Genomic DNA, 19,601 nt, shown 5'->3' on the forward strand with positions numbered 1-19,601 from the left:
GGGCGAACTTAGCCGAATTTCAGGTCGCTGATATCAACCAGCGCCCCGTGGCGGCAAATCACCCTTCCTGCGACCTTTTGGGCGACGGCAATGGCGTCTTCGATGCTGTTGCCGTGTGACCGTGCTGCCAGAAACGCCCCGTTAAAGGAATCGCCGGCCGATGTTGTATCGACAATGTCGTTGATCACGGGCGGGGAAACAAAGCCCGACTGTCCGTCACGATTGCACCAATAGGTCGGCGCACCGCCCGATTTGACCACAACTTCGCGCAGACCGGCATCAAGCCATCTTTGGCCCGTCTGTTGCACGGATGTATCCCCGAAAAGGGCAGCATCATCGTCAAAGGTCGGAAGTGCCGTGTCACAATATGGCGCAATCGCCTGATAGATATCGATTGCGGTTTTTGCATCAGGCCAAAGGCGCGGGCGATGGTTGGTATCAAAGTAAACCTTACCACCCTGATCGGCATATTCGGCGACAAGCCTGATCATGTTCTGGCGATCAGCAGGCGAAAGGATCGCAAGACTGATCCCCGACAGATAAAACCCGTCAAAGCGCGCAAAGGCATTTTTGATGGTCTGGTCATGTCCGCCCGCCAGAACCTGTTTGGCGGCGGCCTGATCGCGCCAATAGGAAAAGCTTCGTTCGCCGGTGGCATCGGTCTGGATGGTGTAAAGACCGGGCAGGGCGCCGTCGATCTGGCGGACAAGATCGGTCGCAATGCCATCGGCCTGCCAGGCCGCAATCATCGCATTGCTATAGGCATCGCGACCAAGTGCCGTGATATAGGCAGCCATCCCCGATTGTGCCGGATCAAGAAGGCGGCTGGTGCGCGCCATATAGGTCGCGGCATTCAACGTATCCCCGGCAAAGCCAAGCTTTGCAGCGCCGAAAACAGACCCGGGCTGTGCCCCGGAAAGTTCAAGCATACATTCACCGATAAATGCGATCTGGGGCATGGGGGTACCTTTGTGCGGGGCAGATAAATTTGGTGGGCGCGCCTAGTCCCCGATGGGCTGGCGCCCGGTCGGCAGATTGACCGTCAGAAGGGATGATCTGATACGGCGCAGCTTTTCTTTTGCCTGATCTGGCATGCGGCGCGCAACAGCGGTGGCAATGACATCGATGGTGGCCAGAAACGCATGGCGTGTTGCCGTGGGTTTATAGATATCGGGGTTTTCAGGCATCTCTATCCCGATGACAAGATCGCTTTCCGCAGCAAGCGGGCTGTCAGGATTGGTCAGCGAGATGACCTTGGCACCATATTGCCGGGCAATGGCGGCGGAATGGATCAGCTCGGTCGGGCGACCGCTGGTCGAAATGGCGAAAACCACATCGTCGGGCCCCAAAGTTGACGACAGCATGCGTTGCAAATAGCCGTCACTTTGCGATTGTGCCGGAATGCCCAGGCGGAAAAACCGGTTGGCAGCATCAAACGCCACGGTGGTCGAACCACCCCCGACGCCGAAAAACGCAATCTGGCGGGCCTTGACCAGAATGTCGGCGGCCTGATCGACCTGGCTTGATGAAATCTGTTCGCGCAGAAGGCGCAAATTGTCGATGATAACGCCCAGAACGTGACTTGAAAGAACGTCTGCATCTGTTGTGTCATCCGAAATGTCTTCGGATGTCAGATACTGCATACTGACCGCAAGGTTCTGCGCCAGACGCATTTTGAAATCACGGAACCCGTCACACCCCAGTGTCCGGCAAAAACGAATGACCGTCGGTTCGCTGACGCCAACATTGTTGGCAAGATCGGAAAGGGCAATCGTGGTAACCGCTTCCAGATTCTCGCTGACATAATTGGCAACCAGCTGTTCCCGGTTGGGGAACTCACCCGACTGGTTACGCAGCAAACTGATAATGTCGGCCGTCGGTTGCATGGGTCTTGTCCGGTTCTGTTTCAAAGGTCGGGCAGGGGTGCCAAAATTGGCACCCCTTTGGGAAATATCACTTTTCCGGTTTGTAGGCGATAGCTTCAATTTCAATCTTTGCGTCAACCATCATCTGGGACTGTACCGTGGAACGTGCAGGACGCTCACCCGGGAAGAATTCGGCATAAACGCGGTTAAAGGTCCAGAAATCGCGGGTATCAGCCAGCCAGACATTGATCTTGAAGACATCATCAAGCGTGCAATCGGCCAATGCCAGTGCGGCCTTGACGTTTTCCATGGTCAGACGGGTCTGGTCTTCGATACCGCCATAGGCGATTTCACCATTTTCCTTCATTGCGACCTGACCGGAAATATAGACGTAGTCGCCTGCGCGAACTGCGGGTGAAAACGGCAATTTCTGTCCGCCGGCACCGCTGCGTTCATTGCCATAATGTTTGATCGCCATTGAAAACTCCCTGCTTTGGCTGATGGATCGTTGTAAAAACAATATCCTGTTTAAAATGTAGTTTAACTACCTAAATCAGTTTCAAATTTCGGTCAATAGCCGAAAAATTGTACTTTTAATGTCAAAAATGTGTAGACAAGCTACAAAATGATACTCAATATGTAGAAAAAATACACAAAAGATTCATCAGCGGAGAGTTTGGCGAAGATGGCATTACGCCGTGTTGAAACCATTGCAGCAATGTTAAGCCGTGGCCTGAACTGGGGTGTCGAACGCGTGATCGCGGTTCTGATGCTGGTTCTGGTTCTGGATGTATGGCTTGGGGTTATTGACCGATACATTTTCCATTGGCAATTGCCATGGCCCGAAGAACTTGCCCGTTATCTGATGATCTGGGCGGCACTTCTGGCGATTTCGGCCGGGATTGCGCGCCGCGAACATATCGGCATCGGCATGTTTGTCTTAAGCCTGCCAATGCCGATCCAGCGCACCATCCTGTTTCTTGTCGATCTGATTGCGCTTGCAGCCTTCCTGTATCTGGCGATCTACGGATTTGGTTTTGCCGAAGGCGGCATGCGCCGACAGGCGATGATTTTCGGCATGTCGCTCGCACTTCCCTATGCCGCAGTGCCGGTTTCGGCACTTCTGGCAGCCATCCAGCTTCTTCTTGTTGCCTTGCGTGATCAGGGCCGTTTCATCCCGGTTGATCTTGCGGAGGGCGCAGAATGATCGTCGCCATTATCTTTGTTATTCTGATGGTTCTGGGCATGCCGATCGGCTTTGCCCTTGGTGTGGCGGGCGTTGTCGGCCTGTTTGACATGGGCGGGGGGATGTTCCTGTCCCAGGGCCCAAGCAAGGTGTTTAACGGTCTGAACGTATTCCCGTTCCTTGCCATGCCGTTCTTTATTCTGGCCGGCGAAATCATGAACCATATCGGCATTACCAGCCGTCTGGTCAAATTCGCCCAGGCCCTTGTCGGGCATATGCGCGGTGGTCTTGCCCATACCAACATGCTGGCATCGGTCTTCTTTGCCGGTCTGACCGGGGCTGCGACCGCGGATGCGGCGGCCTTTGGCAAGACGCTTGTGCCAGCGATGGTTGAACGCGGATATCGCCGCGACTATGCCTGTGCGGTTACTGCGGCCGGATCAATCATCGGCCCGACCATTCCGCCGTCAGGCCTGATGGTGGTTTATGGGTCGCTGATGGGGGTTTCGATCGGTGGTCTGTTTGCCGCGGGGATCCTGCCCGGTCTGATGATCTGTCTGATCTGCATGACCGTGATTGCCGTGACTGCACGTGCCAAGAACCTGCCGAAAAATGAACGCCGGGCGACACTTCTGGAAATCTGGCAGATTTTCAAATCATCGATTACCGCCCTGATCATGCCGCTGATCATTCTGGGGGGGATCCTTGGCGGGGTTGTCACACCGACCGAGGCGGCATCAGTTGCCGTCGGCTATGCGCTGTTTATCGGGGTGTTCATCTATCGCGCGCTCAGCTTTGCGGATTTCTTCAAGATGCTGGTGCGCACCGCGCGTGTGACCGGGGTGATCTTTGTGATCATTGCCTTTGCGTCGATCCTTGGCTGGTGGCTGAGTTTCAACCGCATCCCGCAAGAAGTCGCAAGCCTCGTTCTGGGCGTCTCGGAAAACCCCTATATCGTGATCTTTATGATTGTCGGGCTGCTTTTGATGATCGGCATGGTGATGGATATCAATGCCATCCTGATCATTCTGGCGCCGGTTCTGGTTCCGCTGACCCTTCAGATCGGGATGGACCCGATCCATGCCGGGATCATCTTTGTCCTTGCACTCAATATCTCGCTGATGACGCCGCCCGTCGGGGCCTGTCTGTTCGTGCTGTCATCAGTGACGGGTGAAAAGCTTGAAAAAATTGCTGCACAGCTTTGGCCGTTCCTTCTGGCCGAGTTGGGCGTGTTGTTCCTGTTTGCCTTCTGGTCGGATCTGGCACTCGCGATACCGCGACTGCTTGGCTTCCGCTAGGCCAGCGGGTTGAAGACAGCCCCGGTCAGTCCGGGCCGGGGCGCGCACCAAAACAAGATGCCGGACACCATAAAGTCGTTACATCAAGGAGAGGTAAGAATGAAAACCGTAAAGCGTTTGGGCGCTGCTGCCCTGGCAACTGCGATGCTGATGGGCAGCACCTCGATGGCGTTTGCCGAAACCAAGGTTCTGAAATTCGCGCATGACAACAAGGCCGACCCGTTTGAAAACCCGGCCCATGCCTGCACCGCGGTTTTTGCCAATATTGTCGAAGCTGACACCAATGGCGAAATCAAGGTCGAAGTCTATCCGTCCAACCAGCTTGGTTCGGCTGCCGAACATGTTCAGATGGTGCGCGATGACCTGATTCAGGCGACGCTGACCTCGACCGGTGCGCTGGCATCCTATTATCCGCGCATTGATGTTCTGAACCTTGCATTCGCGTTCGACAGCAACGCATCGACCTATGATGTGTTTGACGGTCCGTTCGGTTCGGCACTTGCATCGGATATCGAAGGCACCCTTGGTGACGTCAAGGTTCTTGGCTTCCCCGATACCGGCGGGTTCTTTGCTGTGACCAACTCCAAGCATTCCATCGCGACGCTTGAAGATTTCAAAGGCATCCGTATCCGTACCATGTCGCTGCCGTCGCATCAGAAAATCATGCAGGCGCTGGGTGCAGAAGCATACCCGATGGCCTGGGGTGAAGTTTATGCCGGCCTTCAGACCGGTGTGATCGATGGTCAGATGAACCCGGTTCCGACCGTGACCTTTGCCAAGTTCAACGAAGTCCAGGGCTACCTGACGCTGACCAACCACCTGTTCTCGCCTTACACCATGATGCTGTCGAAAACCTTCTGGGATGGTTTGACTGCCGATCAGCAGAAAATCATTCGTTACGCTGCGCAGTCTTGCGTTGTTGCAAGCCGTGGTGTTTCGCGCGTGATCGAGGCATCTGATCGTGGTCTTGCCGGTCTTAAGGACAAAATGGAAATCACCGCACTGTCGGCTGAAGACCGTGAAAAGTTCAAAGAAGCAACCCAGCCGGTCGTGGTCAAACACGTTCAGGAAAGCCTCGGTGACGAAGGCGTCAAGCTTCTGAACCTGTTCCAGCAGGAAGTCGATAAGGCCAACGCCAGCCGTTACATGGAATAAGCCGTTCCATCTGCCGAAGGGGCAGGGTTCTGCCCCTTCGGATTCCATTTTCCAATTTCATAAGACCAATAACAAAGGCACGGGCCATGCGGATTTTTTGCGCCTCGATTGCAACCGAGACCAATACATTTTCCCCTTTAAGAACTGATTTTTCCGATTTTCAGGAAAGCTTTTACGCACCTCCCGGCCAACATCCGGTCACACCGACGCTGTGCAGTGCCGTCTTTACCGAAGGCCGTCTTCGCGCTGCCAAGGAAGGCTGGGAACTGATCGAAGGAACCGCAACCTGGGCCGAACCGGGCGGGTTGGTCAGCCGCGAGACGTATGAACAACTCCGTGACGAGGTTCTTGGTCAGTTGCGCGCGGCCATGCCGGTGGATGGCGTGATCCTTGGCCTGCATGGGGCAATGGTGGCCCAGGATTATCTTGATTGCGAAGGTGATCTGATTTCGCGCATTCGCGATCTGGTCGGTCCGGATGTCGTGATCGGCACCAGTTTCGATCCGCATAGTCATTTGACCGCACTTCGGGTCGACAATGCCGACATTATCGTGGCGTTCAAGGAATTTCCCCATACCGATTTTGTCGAAACCGGCCGGGCGGTTGTTGATCTTGTCCTGCGCACCTTGCGTGGTGAAATCACCCCGACCAAGGCGGTGTTTGATTGCCACATGATCGAAGTTCTGCCGACGTCACGCGAACCGATGCGGTCCTTTATCGACCGGGCAAAGGATATGGAAGGCACGGGCGATATCCTGTCGATATCGTTCATTCACGGATTTATGGCTGGTGACGTTCCCGATCTTGGGGCCAAGGTCGTTGTCACCACCAACAATAACCCTGCGGAAGCCAAACAGATAGCACGAGACCTGGGGGTTGAGTTGTTTGGTTTCCGTGGGGCCACCCGTCCGACATTCCTTAAACCCGAAGCCGCCCTTGATCAGGCACTGGCATCCGATGCACAGCCGATTGTTCTGACCGATGTCTGGGATAATCCGGGCGGCGGTGTTCCGGGCGACAGCACGATTTTGCTGCGTGCGGTGATGGAACGCGGGCTTTCCGATTATGCCTTTGGCACGCTTTGGGATCCGATGGCGGTAAAGACCTGTTTCTCGGCTGGCGAGGGCGCGACATTGCCGCTGCGCTTTGGCGGAAAAACCGGGGCCCATGCGGGCGCACCCATTGATGCCGAGGTGGTGGTCAAAAAGCTTGAACGCGATGCCTGGCAGTATTTTGGCCAAAGCATCGTGCCGCTTGGTGATTGCGCGGTGATTGAACTTCCGGGCGGGGGCGAGGTCATTTTGAACACCAACCGGTCGCAAAGTTTCGATCCCAGCCTGTTTTCCAATATGGGCATCGATCCGAAATCAAAAAAATATCTGTTTATCAAATCGACCAATCACTTCTACGATGCCTTCGCCAAGATCGCGGGCGAGATCATCTATATCGATGTGCATGGTCCTTATCCGTCGGATCCGAAAACCAACGGATACCGTCATGTCAAACGTCCGCTTTGGCCGATTGTCGATGATCCGTTTGCCCAAAAGGCAGGCTGATTGTCGATTGCCACTGCACCCTTCGCGTCACCACCGAATATCAAAGGACGTTTTTCATGACCCGTTCACCGCAATATCCCGAACTTGATACGCCTTGTGCAGTGGTCAATCTTGATACGGTCGATCGGAATATCGATGCCTATCAGGCCTATTGCGACAAGCATGGGATTGCGCTGCGCCCTCATATCAAAACCCACAAACTTCCGGCCTTTGCCAAACAGCAACTTGATGCCGGGGCCAAGGGGATTACCTGTCAGAAAATCGGCGAAGCCGAAGTCATGGCCGATGCCGGCATGGATGACATTCTTCTGACCTATAACGTGTTGGGGGATCGCAAACTTGCCCGTCTGCGGGCTTTGTTTGACCGGGTCAAAACCCTGCGCGTGGTGGCCGATAACCTGCCGGTGATCAATGGTCTGTCGCGTGCCTTTGCCGATAGTGCCAAGCCGCTTGAAATCCTGATTGAATGCGATACCGGTGGTGGGCGCTGCGGCGTTCAGACCCCGCAGGCGGCCCTGGAACTTGCGCAAAAGATCAAGACCCTTCCGGGCATATCCTTTGCCGGTCTGATGACCTATCCGGCGGCCGGGGGTGGTGACAAGGTTGCCGCATTCTTTGGGGATGCGATGACCAAGCTTGCGGCGGTCGGCATTGACTGCCCGATCAGAAGTTCCGGCGGAACCCCCGACATGTGGAAGGCCCACGAGGTCGCCAATATCACCGAATACCGTATCGGTACCTATATCTATAATGACCGCTCGCTGATGGCGCGCGGTGTGTGTGCGGAAGATGATTGTGCGCTTCGTGTTTTGACCGAAATCGTGTCGCTTCCGGCCCCGGGCCGCGCGATCATTGATGCCGGGTCCAAGGTTCTGACATCTGATCTTCTGGGACTTGACGGGTATGGCTATGTGGTTGGTCATACCGATGTTGCGGTGGTCGGGCTTTCCGAAGAACACGGCATTTTGCATTTTGACGCGGGTCTGACCCCGTTTGAAATTGGCGAACGGATTGAAATCATCCCCAACCATGTCTGCGTGGTCAGCAATATGCTTGATCAGGTGCATCTGGTGCGCGGTGATGCAATCCAAACCGTCGATGTGGAAGCGCGCGGCAAGGTTCTGTAATCAAACGAAAATATGTTGGATGAGCCCGGAATTTACGCCGGGTCATGGTTGGGCAGATAGCCGGTAAACCCGGTAATCAGCCATTTTCCATCCGGCTGCTTTTCGCAGTAATAATGGGTTTTCCAAAGCAGACGGTCTTCTGTGCCGTCTGCTTTTTTGATGCGCCCGTTGAAATGTTTGCGCACCAGTGCCCGGTTGCCGGTGATGTCGATTTTTTCAAGTCGGGTGGCGCGAAATACCCCGTCAAACAGGTCTTCGGCAAAGTCGATCTTTTGGGCGTCGACGGCCTGGCGCAGCCATTCATCGCGATAGGCACCAAGGTCGGGAAACATCATTTTCCAGTCATCGGGATTATCGGATTTGCAGGCATCAATCGCGTAAAAGCCGTCTGCCTTGAAATCATCCGCAACCATTGACCAGTCGGCGGCGACAAAGGCCGCAATATCACGCAAAACCAGCATTTCCCAGATACGGGTGCGGTCGGTATCCGTGGACGGAAACGGGCAGGAACGGGGCAGGGGCATGGGGTGCTATCCGGTTGATATAAAAATTGTTTCCATCAGTTTCGCATCCCGGTCCCGACCAATCAATCATCGGGTATGAAAACGCGTAAAAATACGCATCCCTTATCCGAAGTGATTGCAAACAGGGTAAAATTGAAGAAAGATCGAAACAGGACGTCAATTCCTGTGGCGTTCAGTCCCGCAATGTCCGAGGTGCCGATGGCTTGGGGTGGTTTCACATCTGCTGAACTTGAATGGCAATATAATCCGCGCGAAACCGTGCCGGAATTCATGACCCATTTCGAACGGTTTGTGAAACTGTCCGATGAAACGCGTGCCCAGCTTGGCGGCAAGATCGATGTTCGCTTTGGCGACGGTCCCAAGGAAACCATGGATGTTTTCATGGCATCGGAACCGGGGGCTCCGGTTCATGTGTTTTTCCATGGCGGATATTGGCGCAGCCAGGACAAAAAGGATTACGCCTTTGTCGCCCGTGATCTGGTCGCGGCCGGGTTTACCGTGATTTGCCCGAATTATGATCTGTGCCCGGATGTGACGGTGGCTGATATCACCGACGAAGCCGTGCGCTGCATTGATTATATCTATCGCCATATCGAAGACTTTAACGGTGATCGCGACCGCATTTCGATTTCCGGCCATTCGGCGGGTGGTCAAATCGTGGCCCGTCTTGCCACCCATGACTGGGAAGAAACGCTTGGCGATCCGGCACCATTTTCCGCCGTTGTTCCGATATCGGGTGTGTTTGATCTCGAACCGGTCCGTCACACGACGCTGAATGAGGATATCCGGCTTGATGCGGCGTCTGCGGCGGATAACTCGCCAATGCTTGATGCGGTGCCGGTGGATGTGCGGATGATGGTGATTGTCGGCGGTAATGAAAGCCCGGAATTCGTTCGTCAAAGTGATGCCTATGGCGCCTATTGCGGCAGTGCCGGGCACAAGGTCCCGGTCTATAAGGCGTGGGGGGCAAACCACTTTACCGTGCTTGAAGAAGTCTTTTTGGGCACGGGGTCACTGTTTGGGCATCTCAAGCGGTTTCTGCTGCCCTAAACGACGGCAATTTCCATAAAAAACAGCATAAAAAACCGGTGCTCATCCTGTGACGGGGCGGTCCTGACGTGGTATAAAAAACGTCCGCTACCAAACTGAAATCAAAAATAATTCTACAGGAAGGCACATGCGTTTCATCACTGCTGAAGATATCGACAAATTTGTATCGCCCCGGGACCTGGTCGAAGCCCTGCGCAACGGATTTGCCCAAGGGTGCGAAGCCCCGCTGCGCAGCCATTTCAACATGGAACGCAGCAACGAGGATGATGCGACTTTCCTGATCATGCCGGCCTGGCAAAAGGACGGGGCCGCGGGGGTGAAAATCGCCGCCGTGGTGCCGGGGAATTCGGCGCGCAATCTTCCGGCGGTTTCGGGGACCTATGTTCTTCTGGATGCGGTAACTGGTCAGCCATCCGCCGTGATTGATGGTACCAAACTGACCACGCGCCGCACGGCCGCGGCATCGGCCCTGGCGGCGGATTATCTGGCGCGCAAGGATGCGACTGACATGGTCATGGTCGGATCGGGTGCGATGGCCCCGCAACTGATCAAGGCCCATGCATCGGTGCGCCCGATCAAAAATGTCACGATCTGGAACCGCAATGCCGATAAGGCGACAAAGCTTGCCGCGGAAATTGCCGAACTTGGTTTCAATGCGTCGGGTACTGATGATCTTGAAACGGCCTGTAAGTCCGCAGACCTGATTTCATGCGCCACCCTTTCGACCGAACCGCTTGTGCGCGGTGACTGGCTGCGCGACGGCACCCATGTTGATCTGGTCGGTGCTTTCAAACCAACCATGCGCGAAACCGATGATGGCGTGATGGCAAAATGCCGGATCTTTGTCGACAGCGTCGAAGGGGCCAGTGCCGAAGGCGGTGATGTGGTTCAGGCGATCAATAGTGGTGCGATCGCCAACACCGATATTCTGGGCGATCTGTTCGGTCTGACCCGCGGGGACGTTTCCGGACGCCAAAGCGACGGGGAATGCACCGTTTTCAAATCGGTCGGTCATTCGCTTGAAGATTTCTTTGCCGCAGTCGCCGTGGTAAAGGCGGTCGAAAAATGATCAGTGCCGATCTGTTCGCCCCGGAACCGCTCGAAGCGTTTCGTGGCAAAATCAAACCGGAATGGATTGATTTCAACGGGCATATGAATGTCGGCTATTACGTCGTTGCCTTTGATCTGGGATCGATGGCGTTCCTTGATGCGGTGGGGATGGGATATACTTATCCCGAACGGCGCGGCGGGTCGACTTTCGGGCTTGAAATGCATGTGACCTATGATCGGGAAATTCATCAGGATGACCCGTTCGTCATCTATACAAGGGTGCTTGATTGCGATCAGAAACGCATTCACATGTATCATGAAATGCGCCATGGCACCGAAGGCTGGCTGGCCTCGACCAACGAAATCATCACCATGCATATCAATATGGCGGAACGCCGGTCGGCCCCGTTTCCCGATGATATCATGACGACCCTTAACCGGATCCGCGAAGCCCATGCCGAACTTCCGATCCCGTCCGGGGTCGGGCGCAAAATCGGCATTCGCCGCAAGTAAAATGGAAACCCCCGCAGTCATCGATGCGGGGTTTTCTTTTGGGCCTATGGGCGGGTTGCCATATAAAGTCGGCACATCTCTCCCGACAGATTGACATCCTGATCACGCAGAAATGTCAGGCCAAGCTTTTCCAGCATGTGAATGGATGGGCCATTGTCAGGCAGGCAATACCCGTAAACCTTGTCAAACCCATATGTGTTCCAGCCATGATCAAGCAGGGCAGAACAAACTTCATAAGCATATCCCTTGCCCTGATGGGTCTCGGTCACGGCATAGCCGATATCGGGCGCATCAAGGGTTTCGCGTTTGACAAAACCGATCAGTCCAATCGGGTTTCGGGTTGCCTTTTCAACGGCAACACACATTCCAAATCCCAGCTTTTCATAATTCTCGCGAAAGCGCAGATCGATGTAATCGCGCGCAGCGGCAAGATCATGGATATTGCGATCGCCGATGAACCGGATCCAGCCCGGTTCGTTCAGTAGTTGCAGGATGAACGGGGCATCGTCATGGTTGGCTTCGCGCAGGATGGTGCGCGGTGTTTCAAGAATGGTCATGATGTGGGGCGCTTGTTATGGTGGAAACTGTCGATCAAAACTGTAGCGTGAATTCCATGTAATCAAAGCCGTTTTTCGTTTGCAAACGCGGAGGAAACAATGCCGGTCAAGCCCATCAAACTGACATTCGAAGGTGCCCACGGGGCGGAACTGGCCGCAAGGCTTGATTTGCCGGTCGGGCCGGTGCGGGCCTATGCGCTGTTTGCCCATTGCTTTACCTGCAGCAAGGATTTGACTGCGGCGCGTAAAATTGCCCAGTCCCTGACCTTGCAGGGGATCGGCGTTTTGCGATTTGATTTTACCGGGCTTGGTGGATCGGGTGGAGATTTTTCATCGACCAATTTTACATCGAACCTTGAAGATCTGCGACGTGCAGCAGATTTCATGCGTCATGAATTTGCCGCGCCAAAACTTTTGATAGGCCATTCGCTGGGCGGCGCGGCGGTTCTTGCCGTGGCCGATAGCGTGCCCGAGGCAACGGCAATTGCCACCATCGGTGCCCCGGCCGATGTCGAACATGTCACCCATAATTTTGACGATTACCTTGCCGATATCGACCGCGACGGGCAGGCGGAAGTATCGCTTGGCGGGCGTCCCTTTGTGATCAAGCGGCAGTTTGTCGATGATCTGCGCAATCACAGCATCGAAAAATCGGTGGCCAGGCTGCACAAGGCGTTGCTGGTTTTGCATGCGCCGATGGATCAGACGGTGGGGATTGAAAATGCCGGGCGGATTTATGATGCGGCCAAACATCCCAAAAGCTTTGTCTCCCTTGATGATGCGGATCATTTGCTGCGCAATCCCGATGATGCCCAATATGTGGCAACGGTGATTGCCGCATGGGCGACGCGTTATATTCCAAAAGCCGTGGAAGACATTCCGGAACCGGCCGAAGGCGTGGTGGTGCGCGAAACCGGTCTTGGCAAATTCCAGTCGATGGTCATTGCCGGGCAGCATCGCATGATTGCCGACGAGCCGGAAAATGTCGGCGGGTTTGACAGCGGTCCGTCACCCTATGATTTTCTTGCGGCTGGGCTTGGGGCCTGTACGGTCATGACGCTTCGCATGTATGCCGATCACAAACAAATACCGGTTGATGGTATCCGGGTCGAAATCCGCCATCAGAAAGTTCACGCGGATGATTGCGCCGAATGTGCGTCGGAAAAAATCGGCAAGTCGGGCAAGATTGACCGGTTTGACCGCCTGATCACCCTGCATGGTGATTTTACCGATGACGTGCGCAAACGGCTGCTTGAAATCGCGGATAAATGCCCGGTCCATCGGACACCGGAAGCCAGTTCCGTCATCGTGACCCGGGAACACGGGGCTTGACCCGAGGCATCCCAAACAAAAAAAGCCCGGCATATGGGGATATGCCGGGCTTTTGTGTTCGGATCGATCCGATTACGGTTTTGCCGCAACCACGATGAATTCGACAAGGTATTCCGGGGTGGCAAGCTTTGCCTCGCCGCATGCACGCGCCGGGGTGTGGCCCTGCGGTACCCAAGCATCCCAGATTTCGTTCATGGCAGCGAAGTCTTTCATGTCAGCCAGCCAGATGGTGGTCGACAGGATGTTTTCCTTGCTCGAACCGCATTCGGCCAGAAGCGCGTCAACCTTTGCCAGGCATTCTTTGGTCTGGTTGGTCACGTCGCTTTTGGGATCGCCAACCTGGCCTGCAAGATAGATGGTGTTGCCGTGAACAACGGCCTGGCTCATACGCGGGCCGGTGTGGAAACGTTGAACGCTCATGAAGCTCTCCTTTGGTGACAAAATTGAATAATTTATTCGGGTTTAGCTACCACGCTTTTGCACACCGCACCAGTCTGCAATGAACAGCGCAAGGACCTCGGTGACTTCCATCATCGATGCGATTGAAACCCGTTCATCAATGCCGTGAATCCGTTCGGCCTTGGGCCCGTAACAGGTGGCCGGGATATTGCCGTAAATCTGGAAGAAACGGGCATCCGTGGTCGCGGTCGAGGCATAGTTTTTAATCGCGTTTCCGGTCACTTCCTGATGGATATCGCCAATCATCGTCATCATCGGATGATTGGTATCCATCTCGCATCCTTCGGCCTGAAAACCCCGATAGGTGATGTCGATCTTTGCACCCTTGCAGGCCGGATGATTATCAAGCGCGCTTTGCCTGACCATCTCGATGGTTTCGCGCACTTTTGCAAGCTCCATCCCCGGATAGAAACCGACACGGATATCGGCCGTACATACCGGTGGCACGGTTGATGCCCATTCACCGCCTTCGATCTTGCCAAGGTTGAAGTTCACGGGGTGAACATGCGCCCCGTATGCACAGTGCCGGTCGGTCGGATGGTTCCAGATATCTTCGACTTCTTTGAGAACTTCAAAAAAGCCAAAGGCCGCCTCAATCGCGTTGCTCCCGGCCGAGGTATCCAGAACGTGCGCCGGGCTTCCCGATACATGGATCTGGAACCACATTACACCAAGCTGTGCGGTCATAAGCGTCTGGTTGAACGGTTCGGGAATGATCGCGCAATCGGCACGATACCCGGCATGAAGACAGGCAAGTGCACCATTGCCGGTGCATTCTTCCTCGATCACCGATTGCAGGGTGACCGGGGCGGCGGGTTCAAGCCCGATATCATGAAGTGCCCGAAGGGCATGGCAATAGGCAATGATACCGGCCTTCATATCACCGGCACCGCGTCCATAAAGCCAGTCACCATCGACATGCGGATCAAACGGACCGCGACGCCATTGATCGACCGGTCCGGTCGGCACTACATCCATATGCCCGTTCAGGATCAGGCTGCGACCGGTCGGATTTTTCGGGCGGTGCAAGCCGACAACATTTTCGCGTCCGTCATAGGTGTCAATAACCGGCGGGGAAAAGCCCGGCTGATCGCGCAATGCGTCGATGTCGATCGTCACACGTTCAACATCCAGTCCCATTTGGGTAAACTGATCGGCGATCCAGTCTTGCGCCGATGCTTCATTGCCCAAAAGACTGTCATGACGCACCAATGCGCAAAGATCATCAATCGCCTGTGATGTGCGGTCGGCAACCGCCTTGCGAAGGGTGGCGCGATCAAAACCGGTCATGCTGTTTTCTCCATCAGGCGGGGGGCTTTCATCCCTGCCGGTATTTGATCATTTCCCAGATGCAAGTGTCGGGCGGCTTGCCGACAGGGCATCTTCGCTTACTCCAAGCTTTTCCATATGGGCCGGAATGCCGTTGCCACAGATCAGGCTTGCGGCATATTCACCCATGGCGGGGGCTGTCTGAATGCCATAGCCACCCTGGCCTGCCAGCCAATAGAAGCTGTCATCTTGCGGATCAAAGCTTGAAACAGGATCGCCATCAGCAAAGAAGCTGCGCAACCCGGCCCAGGATTCACCCGGGCGACGGACCACAACGCTGGTCGCGGTCATCAGACGGTCAATCGCAATGGCGATATCAAGTTCTTCGGGCTGGACATCATGGGGTTCGGTCGGGGTTTTATCGGCGGGCGATACCAGCAACCGGCCTGCGTCTTCCTTGAAATACAGGCTTTCGTCAAGGGCCGCGACCATCGGAAGACCATGAATATCCATGCCATCGGGCGCATCCACCATCACGGCAGTCCGGCGTTTTGGCACAATGCCAAGCGGTTTGACACCGGCCTTGGTGGCGATGTCATCGGCCCAGGCACCTGCGGCATTCACAAGGATTGCACCGCTATGAACATCGCCATTGGCAAGGGTGACCTGCCAGTTATCACCGGCTTTGGCAATCGCACTGACATCGGCCTTGATGACAAGATTGCCACCCACGGCCTTGAACTGACGGATAAAGCCCCAGTGAAGGGCATGAACATCAATGTCCATCGCATCGGGTTCATGCGCACCCTTGGCGATCAGATCGGTATTAAGGATCGGTACGATTTCCTTAAGCGCATCCGGGGTCAGTTCTGTAAAATTCGCGCCGTTTGCCCTGCCCTCGGAAATCAGGGCATCAAGTTCGGCTTCTTCGCCTGGCCCGGCATACATGATGATCCCGCGCGGGGTCAGGATCGGGTTTTCGGTAAAACCGGCTGGCGGGTTCAAAAAGAAATCGCGACTTGCCGTCGACATCTTGCGGATGATTTTCGGGCCATAGGTTTCGCTATAAAGGGCGGCGGACCGTCCGGTGCTGTGATAGCCCGGCTGATCTTCGCGCTCCAGAACGGTTACGGATTTTCCCGCCTTGGCCAGAAAATATGCGGCCGACATACCGGCGATGCCGCCGCCAATAATCAGGATGTCTGAATGGGTCATTTGGGGCCTTCTGATATCGAAATGTTTTTGTTGGTGGCGCCAAAGGCGCTTAGAAACTGATACAGGTTTTCTGCCAGCGTGACGCTAACATAACCACCTTCCTGCACTATCACGGTTGGGCAGGTAAGGGTGCCAATTTTTTCACCGATCCTGGAAAAACCATCCGGGCTGACAGCAAGGCCGCCAAACGGATCATCGCGCGATGCATCAAGACCAAGTGCGACCACCACCGCATCGGCCCCGAATTCGTCAATCGCGGCCATCGCCCGATCAAGTGCGGCAAGGAACACGTCATCTCCACTGCCCAGTGCCAATGGATAGTTCTTGTTAAAACCAACCCCGTCCTTGGCACCGATTTCTTCGGTATTGCCCCAGAAGAATGGATAAAAATCCATCGGGTCGGCATGGATCGAAAGGGTCAGCACATCGGACCGTTCATAGAAAATATGCTGGGTGCCGTTGCCATGATGCAGGTCGACATCAAGGATCGCCACCCGGTCATGTTTTTTGCGCAATTCCTGTGCGGCAATCGCACTGTTATTCAGATAACAGAACCCGCCGGCAAGGTTGGAACTGGCGTGATGTCCGGGCGGACGACACAGCGCATAGGCCGATTGCGCACCGCCATCACGTACATGACGGGTGGCTGAAATCGCGGTTTGCGCACTGGCATAGGCCGATTGCCACGTGGTTTCCGATATCGGGCAGGATGTATCACCCAGATGAAAACCGGCCTTGCCGGCATGATGGCGCGGGTAGGGGCCATTACGATCAAACGGGTGAATGTTGGGGATCACCAGCTCCGACCCGCCTGCGGCAATCCATTCCGGGTAAATGGTTTGCAGGAAATTCAGATATTGATTGTCATGAATGGCGGCAATCGGGGCCATGCCCGCATCTGATGGTGCACAGACCTCAAGCCCCAGCCGCGCAATTGCCGTATGCAGGATTTCGGCGCGTTCGGGGACTTCGGGGATCGGCTTTTTCTCGCCCGCGACAATGAATGTCTTGCCGTGGTGGCGTAACTGATCGTCTGAGAAATAGGCACGCATCATCGCTGCCGCCTTTCACTGTTACGTGGATAAACGGTTGTCGTATCAACTGGTTCGTCGTTTCAGGCGGGCTAGAAGGCGACCTTGTCAGCCCCTTTAAGCCCCAAAATCGCACGCGCCTCGTCCGGTGTTGCGATTTCAAGTGACAACCCGTCCAGGATTTCGCGGATTTTGCGAACCTGTGATGCGTTGTCCGGCGCAAGTTCGCCCTTGCGCAGATAAAGATTGTCTTCAAGTCCGACCCGGACATTGCCGCCCATCGCGGCTGCCATGCTGGCAAGCGGCATCTGATGACGACCGGCCCCCAGAACCGAGAACTGGTATTGATCACCAAACAGCTTGTCGGCGGTGCGTTTCAGATGGGCAAGGTTATCGGGATCGGCCCCGATCCCGCCCAGAACACCCAGCACAAACTGGATAAAGATCGGGCCCTTGATCAGGTCGCGGTCAACGAAATGGGCAAGGGTATAAAGATGGCCGACGTCATAGCATTCAAATTCGAACCGCGTGCCGTTGGCTTCGCCAAGGTCGGCCAGAATGGTTTCGATGTCGGAAAACGTGTTTTTGAAAACAAAGTCGCGGCTGCTTTCAAGAAATTCCGGTTCCCAGTCATGTTTCCATTCGCTGCGTCCCGCAAGGGCCGGAAACAGTCCGAAATTCATCGTCCCCATATTGAGCGACGCCATTTCCGGTGATGCATGGGTGGCGGCACGAATGCGGTCCTTGACCGTCATGGTCATGCCGCCGCCGGTCGAGATATTGATCACTGCATCGGTTGCGGCCTTGATCTTGGGCAGGAAATCCATGAACAGGTCGGGATCCGGGCTTGGAAAGCCGGTCTTGGGATCACGGGCATGCAGATGCAGGATCGATGCGCCGGCATTGGCCGCATCAATCGCCTGCCTGGCGATTTCATCGGGTGTGATGGGCAAATGAGGGCTCATGGACGGGGTGTGAACCGATCCGGTAACCGCACAGGTGATGATAACTTTCCGGCTCATGAAAAGGCTCCGGCGACGAGAAGTTCATCCTGAAGTTCGGCAAGGGCGGCACGCAATGGCACCATAATGTCGTCGAACTGTTCGGGCTTGATGGTCATGGGCGGGCAGACCATCACGTGATCGCCCCGATATCCGCCGCGTGTACGGCGCCAGTAAATGATCAATCCCTTGTCATAGGCGATATCGACCAGTCGGGCGGCCGCCATATGTTTGGGATCAAGCGGTTCCATGGATTTGCGATCCTTGACCAGTTCAACCGCAAGCAACAATCCCTTGCCGCGTACATCGCCGATCATGGTGAATTCATCTGACAGCTTGGAAAGTTCGGCTTTCAATGCCGCACCGCTTGTTGCGGCATTTTCAAGAAGACCGTCTTCATCAATCACATCAAGAACCGCATTCCCCGCCGCACAGGCAAGCGGGTTCCCGGCATAGGTATAGCCATGGATAAACCCGCCATGATCAAGAACCGGGCCGACAATACGATCGGGCGCAATCATCGCACCAAGCGGCGCATAACCCGCGGCCAACCCCTTGGAAACGGCAAGGATATCGGGCGTGATGCCCCAATGTTCGCAGGCAAAATATTTGCCGGTCCGACCGGCCCCTGTCATGACCTCGTCATAGATCAGAAGAATACCGTATTGATCGCAAATCTCGCGGATGCGGCCATAATAACTATCCGGTGCAACCAGCGCGCCGGTTGCCGCCCCGCCAACCGGTTCCATGATGAAACCAAGAACGGTTTCCGGACCCTGTTTGATGATCTCTGCTTCGAGCATGTTGGCATATTTGATGCCGCGATCATGATCGGACAGATCATCACGATCCAAATAACAGGTCGGGGCAGGGATTTTGGGTTGATCGACCATCATCGGCGCGAACGGCGCATGCATCGGCGTATAGCCGGTCAGGGCAAGCGCACCAAGGGTGGAGCCATGATAGCTTGGGAACCGTGAAATGACTTTGGTGCGCTGGGGTTCGCCCTTGGCCAGTGCGTATTGGCGGGCAAGCTTGATGCAGCTTTCAACTGCCTCGGACCCGCCCGAAACAAAGAACACCCGTTCAAGATCGCCCGGTGCACGTTCGGCCAACCGCCAGGCAAGGTTTTCGGCCGCGTCATTTTCAAAATGCAGGCGATAGGCGAAACTTGCCTTTTCAAGCTGTGCATTCATCGCGGCAATCACGCGCGGATCACTATGGCCGATATTGCTGACCATCGCCCCGCTGGACGCATCGATATAGCGTTTGCCATCGACGTCCCACATATAAACGCCTTCGGCGCGGTCAATCAGCGGGCGGCGCGACCGGCTTTGATAAAACAGGCGGGATTCCCGGTTATGACCGACCGGATTTTTCATATCATGCGTCATTTATGGTGGCTCTCCTGAA

General features: G+C 55.2%; 20 protein-coding genes. 9 read left to right on the forward strand and 11 right to left on the reverse strand.

Annotated features, from left to right (window positions below):
* Nucleotides 1-8 precede the first annotated feature (8 nt).
* From AUQ42_RS02480 to AUQ42_RS02490, 3 genes are all read right to left on the reverse strand, one after another.
* Complete coding sequence (locus AUQ42_RS02480) at nt 9-959, reverse strand: sugar kinase (protein ID WP_068517376.1); 951 nt, start codon at nt 957-959, stop codon at nt 9-11.
* Between the two features lie 42 nt (nt 960-1,001).
* A complete protein-coding gene (locus AUQ42_RS02485) occupies nt 1,002-1,886 on the reverse strand; it encodes a MurR/RpiR family transcriptional regulator (RefSeq protein ID WP_068517377.1) in 885 nt (294 codons plus the stop codon).
* Nucleotides 1,887-1,953: 67 nt separating this feature from the next.
* A complete protein-coding gene (locus AUQ42_RS02490) occupies nt 1,954-2,343 on the reverse strand; it encodes a RidA family protein (protein WP_068517378.1) in 390 nt (129 codons plus the stop codon).
* A gap of 207 nt (nt 2,344-2,550) precedes the next feature.
* Between AUQ42_RS02490 and AUQ42_RS02495 the strand changes: the two genes are divergently transcribed.
* The 5 genes from AUQ42_RS02495 (at nt 2,551) to AUQ42_RS02515 (ending at nt 8,187) form a co-directional block, all read left to right on the forward strand.
* Nucleotides 2,551-3,072, forward strand: a complete 522-nt coding sequence (locus AUQ42_RS02495) for a TRAP transporter small permease (RefSeq protein WP_068517379.1) — start codon at nt 2,551-2,553, stop codon at nt 3,070-3,072.
* Nucleotides 3,069-4,349: a TRAP transporter large permease gene (locus tag AUQ42_RS02500; protein WP_068517380.1), complete on the forward strand. Its 1,281-nt coding sequence runs from the start codon at nt 3,069-3,071 to the stop codon at nt 4,347-4,349. The genes AUQ42_RS02495 and AUQ42_RS02500 overlap by 4 nt, the downstream gene beginning before the upstream one ends.
* 99 nt (nt 4,350-4,448) lie before the next feature.
* A complete protein-coding gene (locus AUQ42_RS02505) occupies nt 4,449-5,504 on the forward strand; it encodes a DctP family TRAP transporter solute-binding subunit (protein WP_068517381.1) in 1,056 nt (351 codons plus the stop codon).
* Nucleotides 5,505-5,590: 86 nt separating this feature from the next.
* Entirely contained in the window at nt 5,591-7,060 is a 1,470-nt protein-coding gene (locus AUQ42_RS02510) for a M81 family metallopeptidase (RefSeq protein WP_068517382.1), read from the forward strand.
* A 56-nt stretch (nt 7,061-7,116) separates the two neighbouring features.
* On the forward strand, nt 7,117-8,187 hold the full coding sequence (locus AUQ42_RS02515; protein WP_068517383.1) for a D-TA family PLP-dependent enzyme: 1,071 nt from the start codon (nt 7,117-7,119) through the stop codon (nt 8,185-8,187).
* Between the two features lie 32 nt (nt 8,188-8,219).
* Here the strand turns inward: AUQ42_RS02515 and AUQ42_RS02520 are convergent, their stop codons facing one another.
* Nucleotides 8,220-8,711: a hypothetical protein gene (locus AUQ42_RS02520; protein ID WP_068517384.1), complete on the reverse strand. Its 492-nt coding sequence runs from the start codon at nt 8,709-8,711 to the stop codon at nt 8,220-8,222.
* A gap of 165 nt (nt 8,712-8,876) precedes the next feature.
* Between AUQ42_RS02520 and AUQ42_RS02525 the strand changes: the two genes are divergently transcribed.
* The 3 genes from AUQ42_RS02525 to AUQ42_RS02535 all read left to right on the forward strand — a co-directional run bounded on the left by AUQ42_RS02525 (nt 8,877) and on the right by AUQ42_RS02535 (nt 11,324).
* A complete protein-coding gene (locus tag AUQ42_RS02525) occupies nt 8,877-9,761 on the forward strand; it encodes an alpha/beta hydrolase (protein ID WP_231856663.1) in 885 nt (294 codons plus the stop codon).
* Between the two features lie 127 nt (nt 9,762-9,888).
* On the forward strand, nt 9,889-10,830 hold the full coding sequence (locus AUQ42_RS02530; protein WP_068517385.1) for an ornithine cyclodeaminase family protein: 942 nt from the start codon (nt 9,889-9,891) through the stop codon (nt 10,828-10,830).
* Nucleotides 10,827-11,324, forward strand: a complete 498-nt coding sequence (locus AUQ42_RS02535; RefSeq protein ID WP_068517386.1) for a thioesterase family protein — start codon at nt 10,827-10,829, stop codon at nt 11,322-11,324. The genes AUQ42_RS02530 and AUQ42_RS02535 overlap by 4 nt, the downstream gene beginning before the upstream one ends.
* Nucleotides 11,325-11,368: 44 nt before the next feature.
* On the opposite strand, the gene AUQ42_RS02540 is transcribed toward AUQ42_RS02535, so the two are convergent.
* On the reverse strand, nt 11,369-11,881 hold the full coding sequence (locus AUQ42_RS02540; RefSeq protein WP_068517387.1) for a GNAT family N-acetyltransferase: 513 nt from the start codon (nt 11,879-11,881) through the stop codon (nt 11,369-11,371).
* 99 nt (nt 11,882-11,980) lie between these two features.
* On the opposite strand from AUQ42_RS02540, the gene AUQ42_RS02545 reads away from it, so the two are divergent.
* Nucleotides 11,981-13,213, forward strand: a complete 1,233-nt coding sequence (locus AUQ42_RS02545) for a bifunctional alpha/beta hydrolase/OsmC family protein (protein WP_068517388.1) — start codon at nt 11,981-11,983, stop codon at nt 13,211-13,213.
* 72 nt (nt 13,214-13,285) lie between these two features.
* Here the strand turns inward: AUQ42_RS02545 and AUQ42_RS02550 are convergent, their stop codons facing one another.
* The 6 genes from AUQ42_RS02550 to AUQ42_RS02575 all read right to left on the reverse strand — a co-directional run bounded on the left by AUQ42_RS02550 (nt 13,286) and on the right by AUQ42_RS02575 (nt 19,582).
* A complete protein-coding gene (locus AUQ42_RS02550; protein ID WP_068517389.1) occupies nt 13,286-13,633 on the reverse strand; it encodes a RidA family protein in 348 nt (115 codons plus the stop codon).
* A 42-nt stretch (nt 13,634-13,675) separates the two neighbouring features.
* The gene (locus tag AUQ42_RS02555) at nt 13,676-14,962 is read right to left on the reverse strand and encodes an ArgE/DapE family deacylase (protein WP_068517390.1); all 1,287 of its coding nucleotides are present in this window, start codon (nt 14,960-14,962) and stop codon (nt 13,676-13,678) included.
* A gap of 48 nt (nt 14,963-15,010) precedes the next feature.
* The gene (locus AUQ42_RS02560; RefSeq protein WP_068517391.1) at nt 15,011-16,156 is read right to left on the reverse strand and encodes an FAD-binding oxidoreductase; all 1,146 of its coding nucleotides are present in this window, start codon (nt 16,154-16,156) and stop codon (nt 15,011-15,013) included.
* Complete coding sequence (locus AUQ42_RS02565; protein ID WP_082817689.1) at nt 16,153-17,211, reverse strand: histone deacetylase family protein; 1,059 nt, start codon at nt 17,209-17,211, stop codon at nt 16,153-16,155. The genes AUQ42_RS02560 and AUQ42_RS02565 overlap by 4 nt, the downstream gene beginning before the upstream one ends.
* Nucleotides 17,212-17,279: 68 nt before the next feature.
* Nucleotides 17,280-18,209, reverse strand: coding sequence for a 3-keto-5-aminohexanoate cleavage protein (locus tag AUQ42_RS02570; RefSeq protein WP_068517392.1), 930 nt, complete (start codon nt 18,207-18,209; stop codon nt 17,280-17,282).
* Nucleotides 18,206-19,582 carry an aspartate aminotransferase family protein gene (locus AUQ42_RS02575; protein ID WP_082817690.1) on the reverse strand — a complete coding sequence of 459 codons (1,377 nt, stop codon included), beginning with the start codon at nt 19,580-19,582 and terminating at the stop codon, nt 18,206-18,208. The genes AUQ42_RS02570 and AUQ42_RS02575 overlap by 4 nt, the downstream gene beginning before the upstream one ends.
* Nucleotides 19,583-19,601 lie beyond the last annotated feature (19 nt).

The organism is Thalassospira sp. MCCC 1A02491 (assembly GCF_001613785.1).
GTDB classification, from domain to species: domain Bacteria; phylum Pseudomonadota; class Alphaproteobacteria; order Rhodospirillales; family Thalassospiraceae; genus Thalassospira; species Thalassospira povalilytica.

Excerpts from the sequence above, each read along its gene's own strand:
- AUQ42_RS02480 (WP_068517376.1), bottom strand. The coding sequence starts at position 959 with ATGCCCCAGATCGCATTTATCGGTGAATGTATGCTTGAACTTTCCGGG.
- AUQ42_RS02485 (WP_068517377.1), bottom strand. The coding sequence starts at position 1,886 with ATGCAACCGACGGCCGACATTATCAGTTTGCTGCGTAACCAGTCGGGT.
- AUQ42_RS02490 (WP_068517378.1), bottom strand. The coding sequence starts at position 2,343 with ATGGCGATCAAACATTATGGCAATGAACGCAGCGGTGCCGGCGGACAG.
- AUQ42_RS02495 (WP_068517379.1), top strand. The coding sequence starts at position 2,551 with ATGGCATTACGCCGTGTTGAAACCATTGCAGCAATGTTAAGCCGTGGC.
- AUQ42_RS02500 (WP_068517380.1), top strand. The coding sequence starts at position 3,069 with ATGATCGTCGCCATTATCTTTGTTATTCTGATGGTTCTGGGCATGCCG.
- AUQ42_RS02505 (WP_068517381.1), top strand. The coding sequence starts at position 4,449 with ATGAAAACCGTAAAGCGTTTGGGCGCTGCTGCCCTGGCAACTGCGATG.
- AUQ42_RS02510 (WP_068517382.1), top strand. The coding sequence starts at position 5,591 with ATGCGGATTTTTTGCGCCTCGATTGCAACCGAGACCAATACATTTTCC.
- AUQ42_RS02515 (WP_068517383.1), top strand. The coding sequence starts at position 7,117 with ATGACCCGTTCACCGCAATATCCCGAACTTGATACGCCTTGTGCAGTG.
- AUQ42_RS02520 (WP_068517384.1), bottom strand. The coding sequence starts at position 8,711 with ATGCCCCTGCCCCGTTCCTGCCCGTTTCCGTCCACGGATACCGACCGC.
- AUQ42_RS02530 (WP_068517385.1), top strand. The coding sequence starts at position 9,889 with ATGCGTTTCATCACTGCTGAAGATATCGACAAATTTGTATCGCCCCGG.
- AUQ42_RS02535 (WP_068517386.1), top strand. The coding sequence starts at position 10,827 with ATGATCAGTGCCGATCTGTTCGCCCCGGAACCGCTCGAAGCGTTTCGT.
- AUQ42_RS02540 (WP_068517387.1), bottom strand. The coding sequence starts at position 11,881 with ATGACCATTCTTGAAACACCGCGCACCATCCTGCGCGAAGCCAACCAT.
- AUQ42_RS02545 (WP_068517388.1), top strand. The coding sequence starts at position 11,981 with ATGCCGGTCAAGCCCATCAAACTGACATTCGAAGGTGCCCACGGGGCG.
- AUQ42_RS02550 (WP_068517389.1), bottom strand. The coding sequence starts at position 13,633 with ATGAGCGTTCAACGTTTCCACACCGGCCCGCGTATGAGCCAGGCCGTT.
- AUQ42_RS02555 (WP_068517390.1), bottom strand. The coding sequence starts at position 14,962 with ATGACCGGTTTTGATCGCGCCACCCTTCGCAAGGCGGTTGCCGACCGC.
- AUQ42_RS02560 (WP_068517391.1), bottom strand. The coding sequence starts at position 16,156 with ATGACCCATTCAGACATCCTGATTATTGGCGGCGGCATCGCCGGTATG.
- AUQ42_RS02565 (WP_082817689.1), bottom strand. The coding sequence starts at position 17,211 with ATGATGCGTGCCTATTTCTCAGACGATCAGTTACGCCACCACGGCAAG.
- AUQ42_RS02570 (WP_068517392.1), bottom strand. The coding sequence starts at position 18,209 with ATGAGCCGGAAAGTTATCATCACCTGTGCGGTTACCGGATCGGTTCAC.
- AUQ42_RS02575 (WP_082817690.1), bottom strand. The coding sequence starts at position 19,582 with ATGACGCATGATATGAAAAATCCGGTCGGTCATAACCGGGAATCCCGC.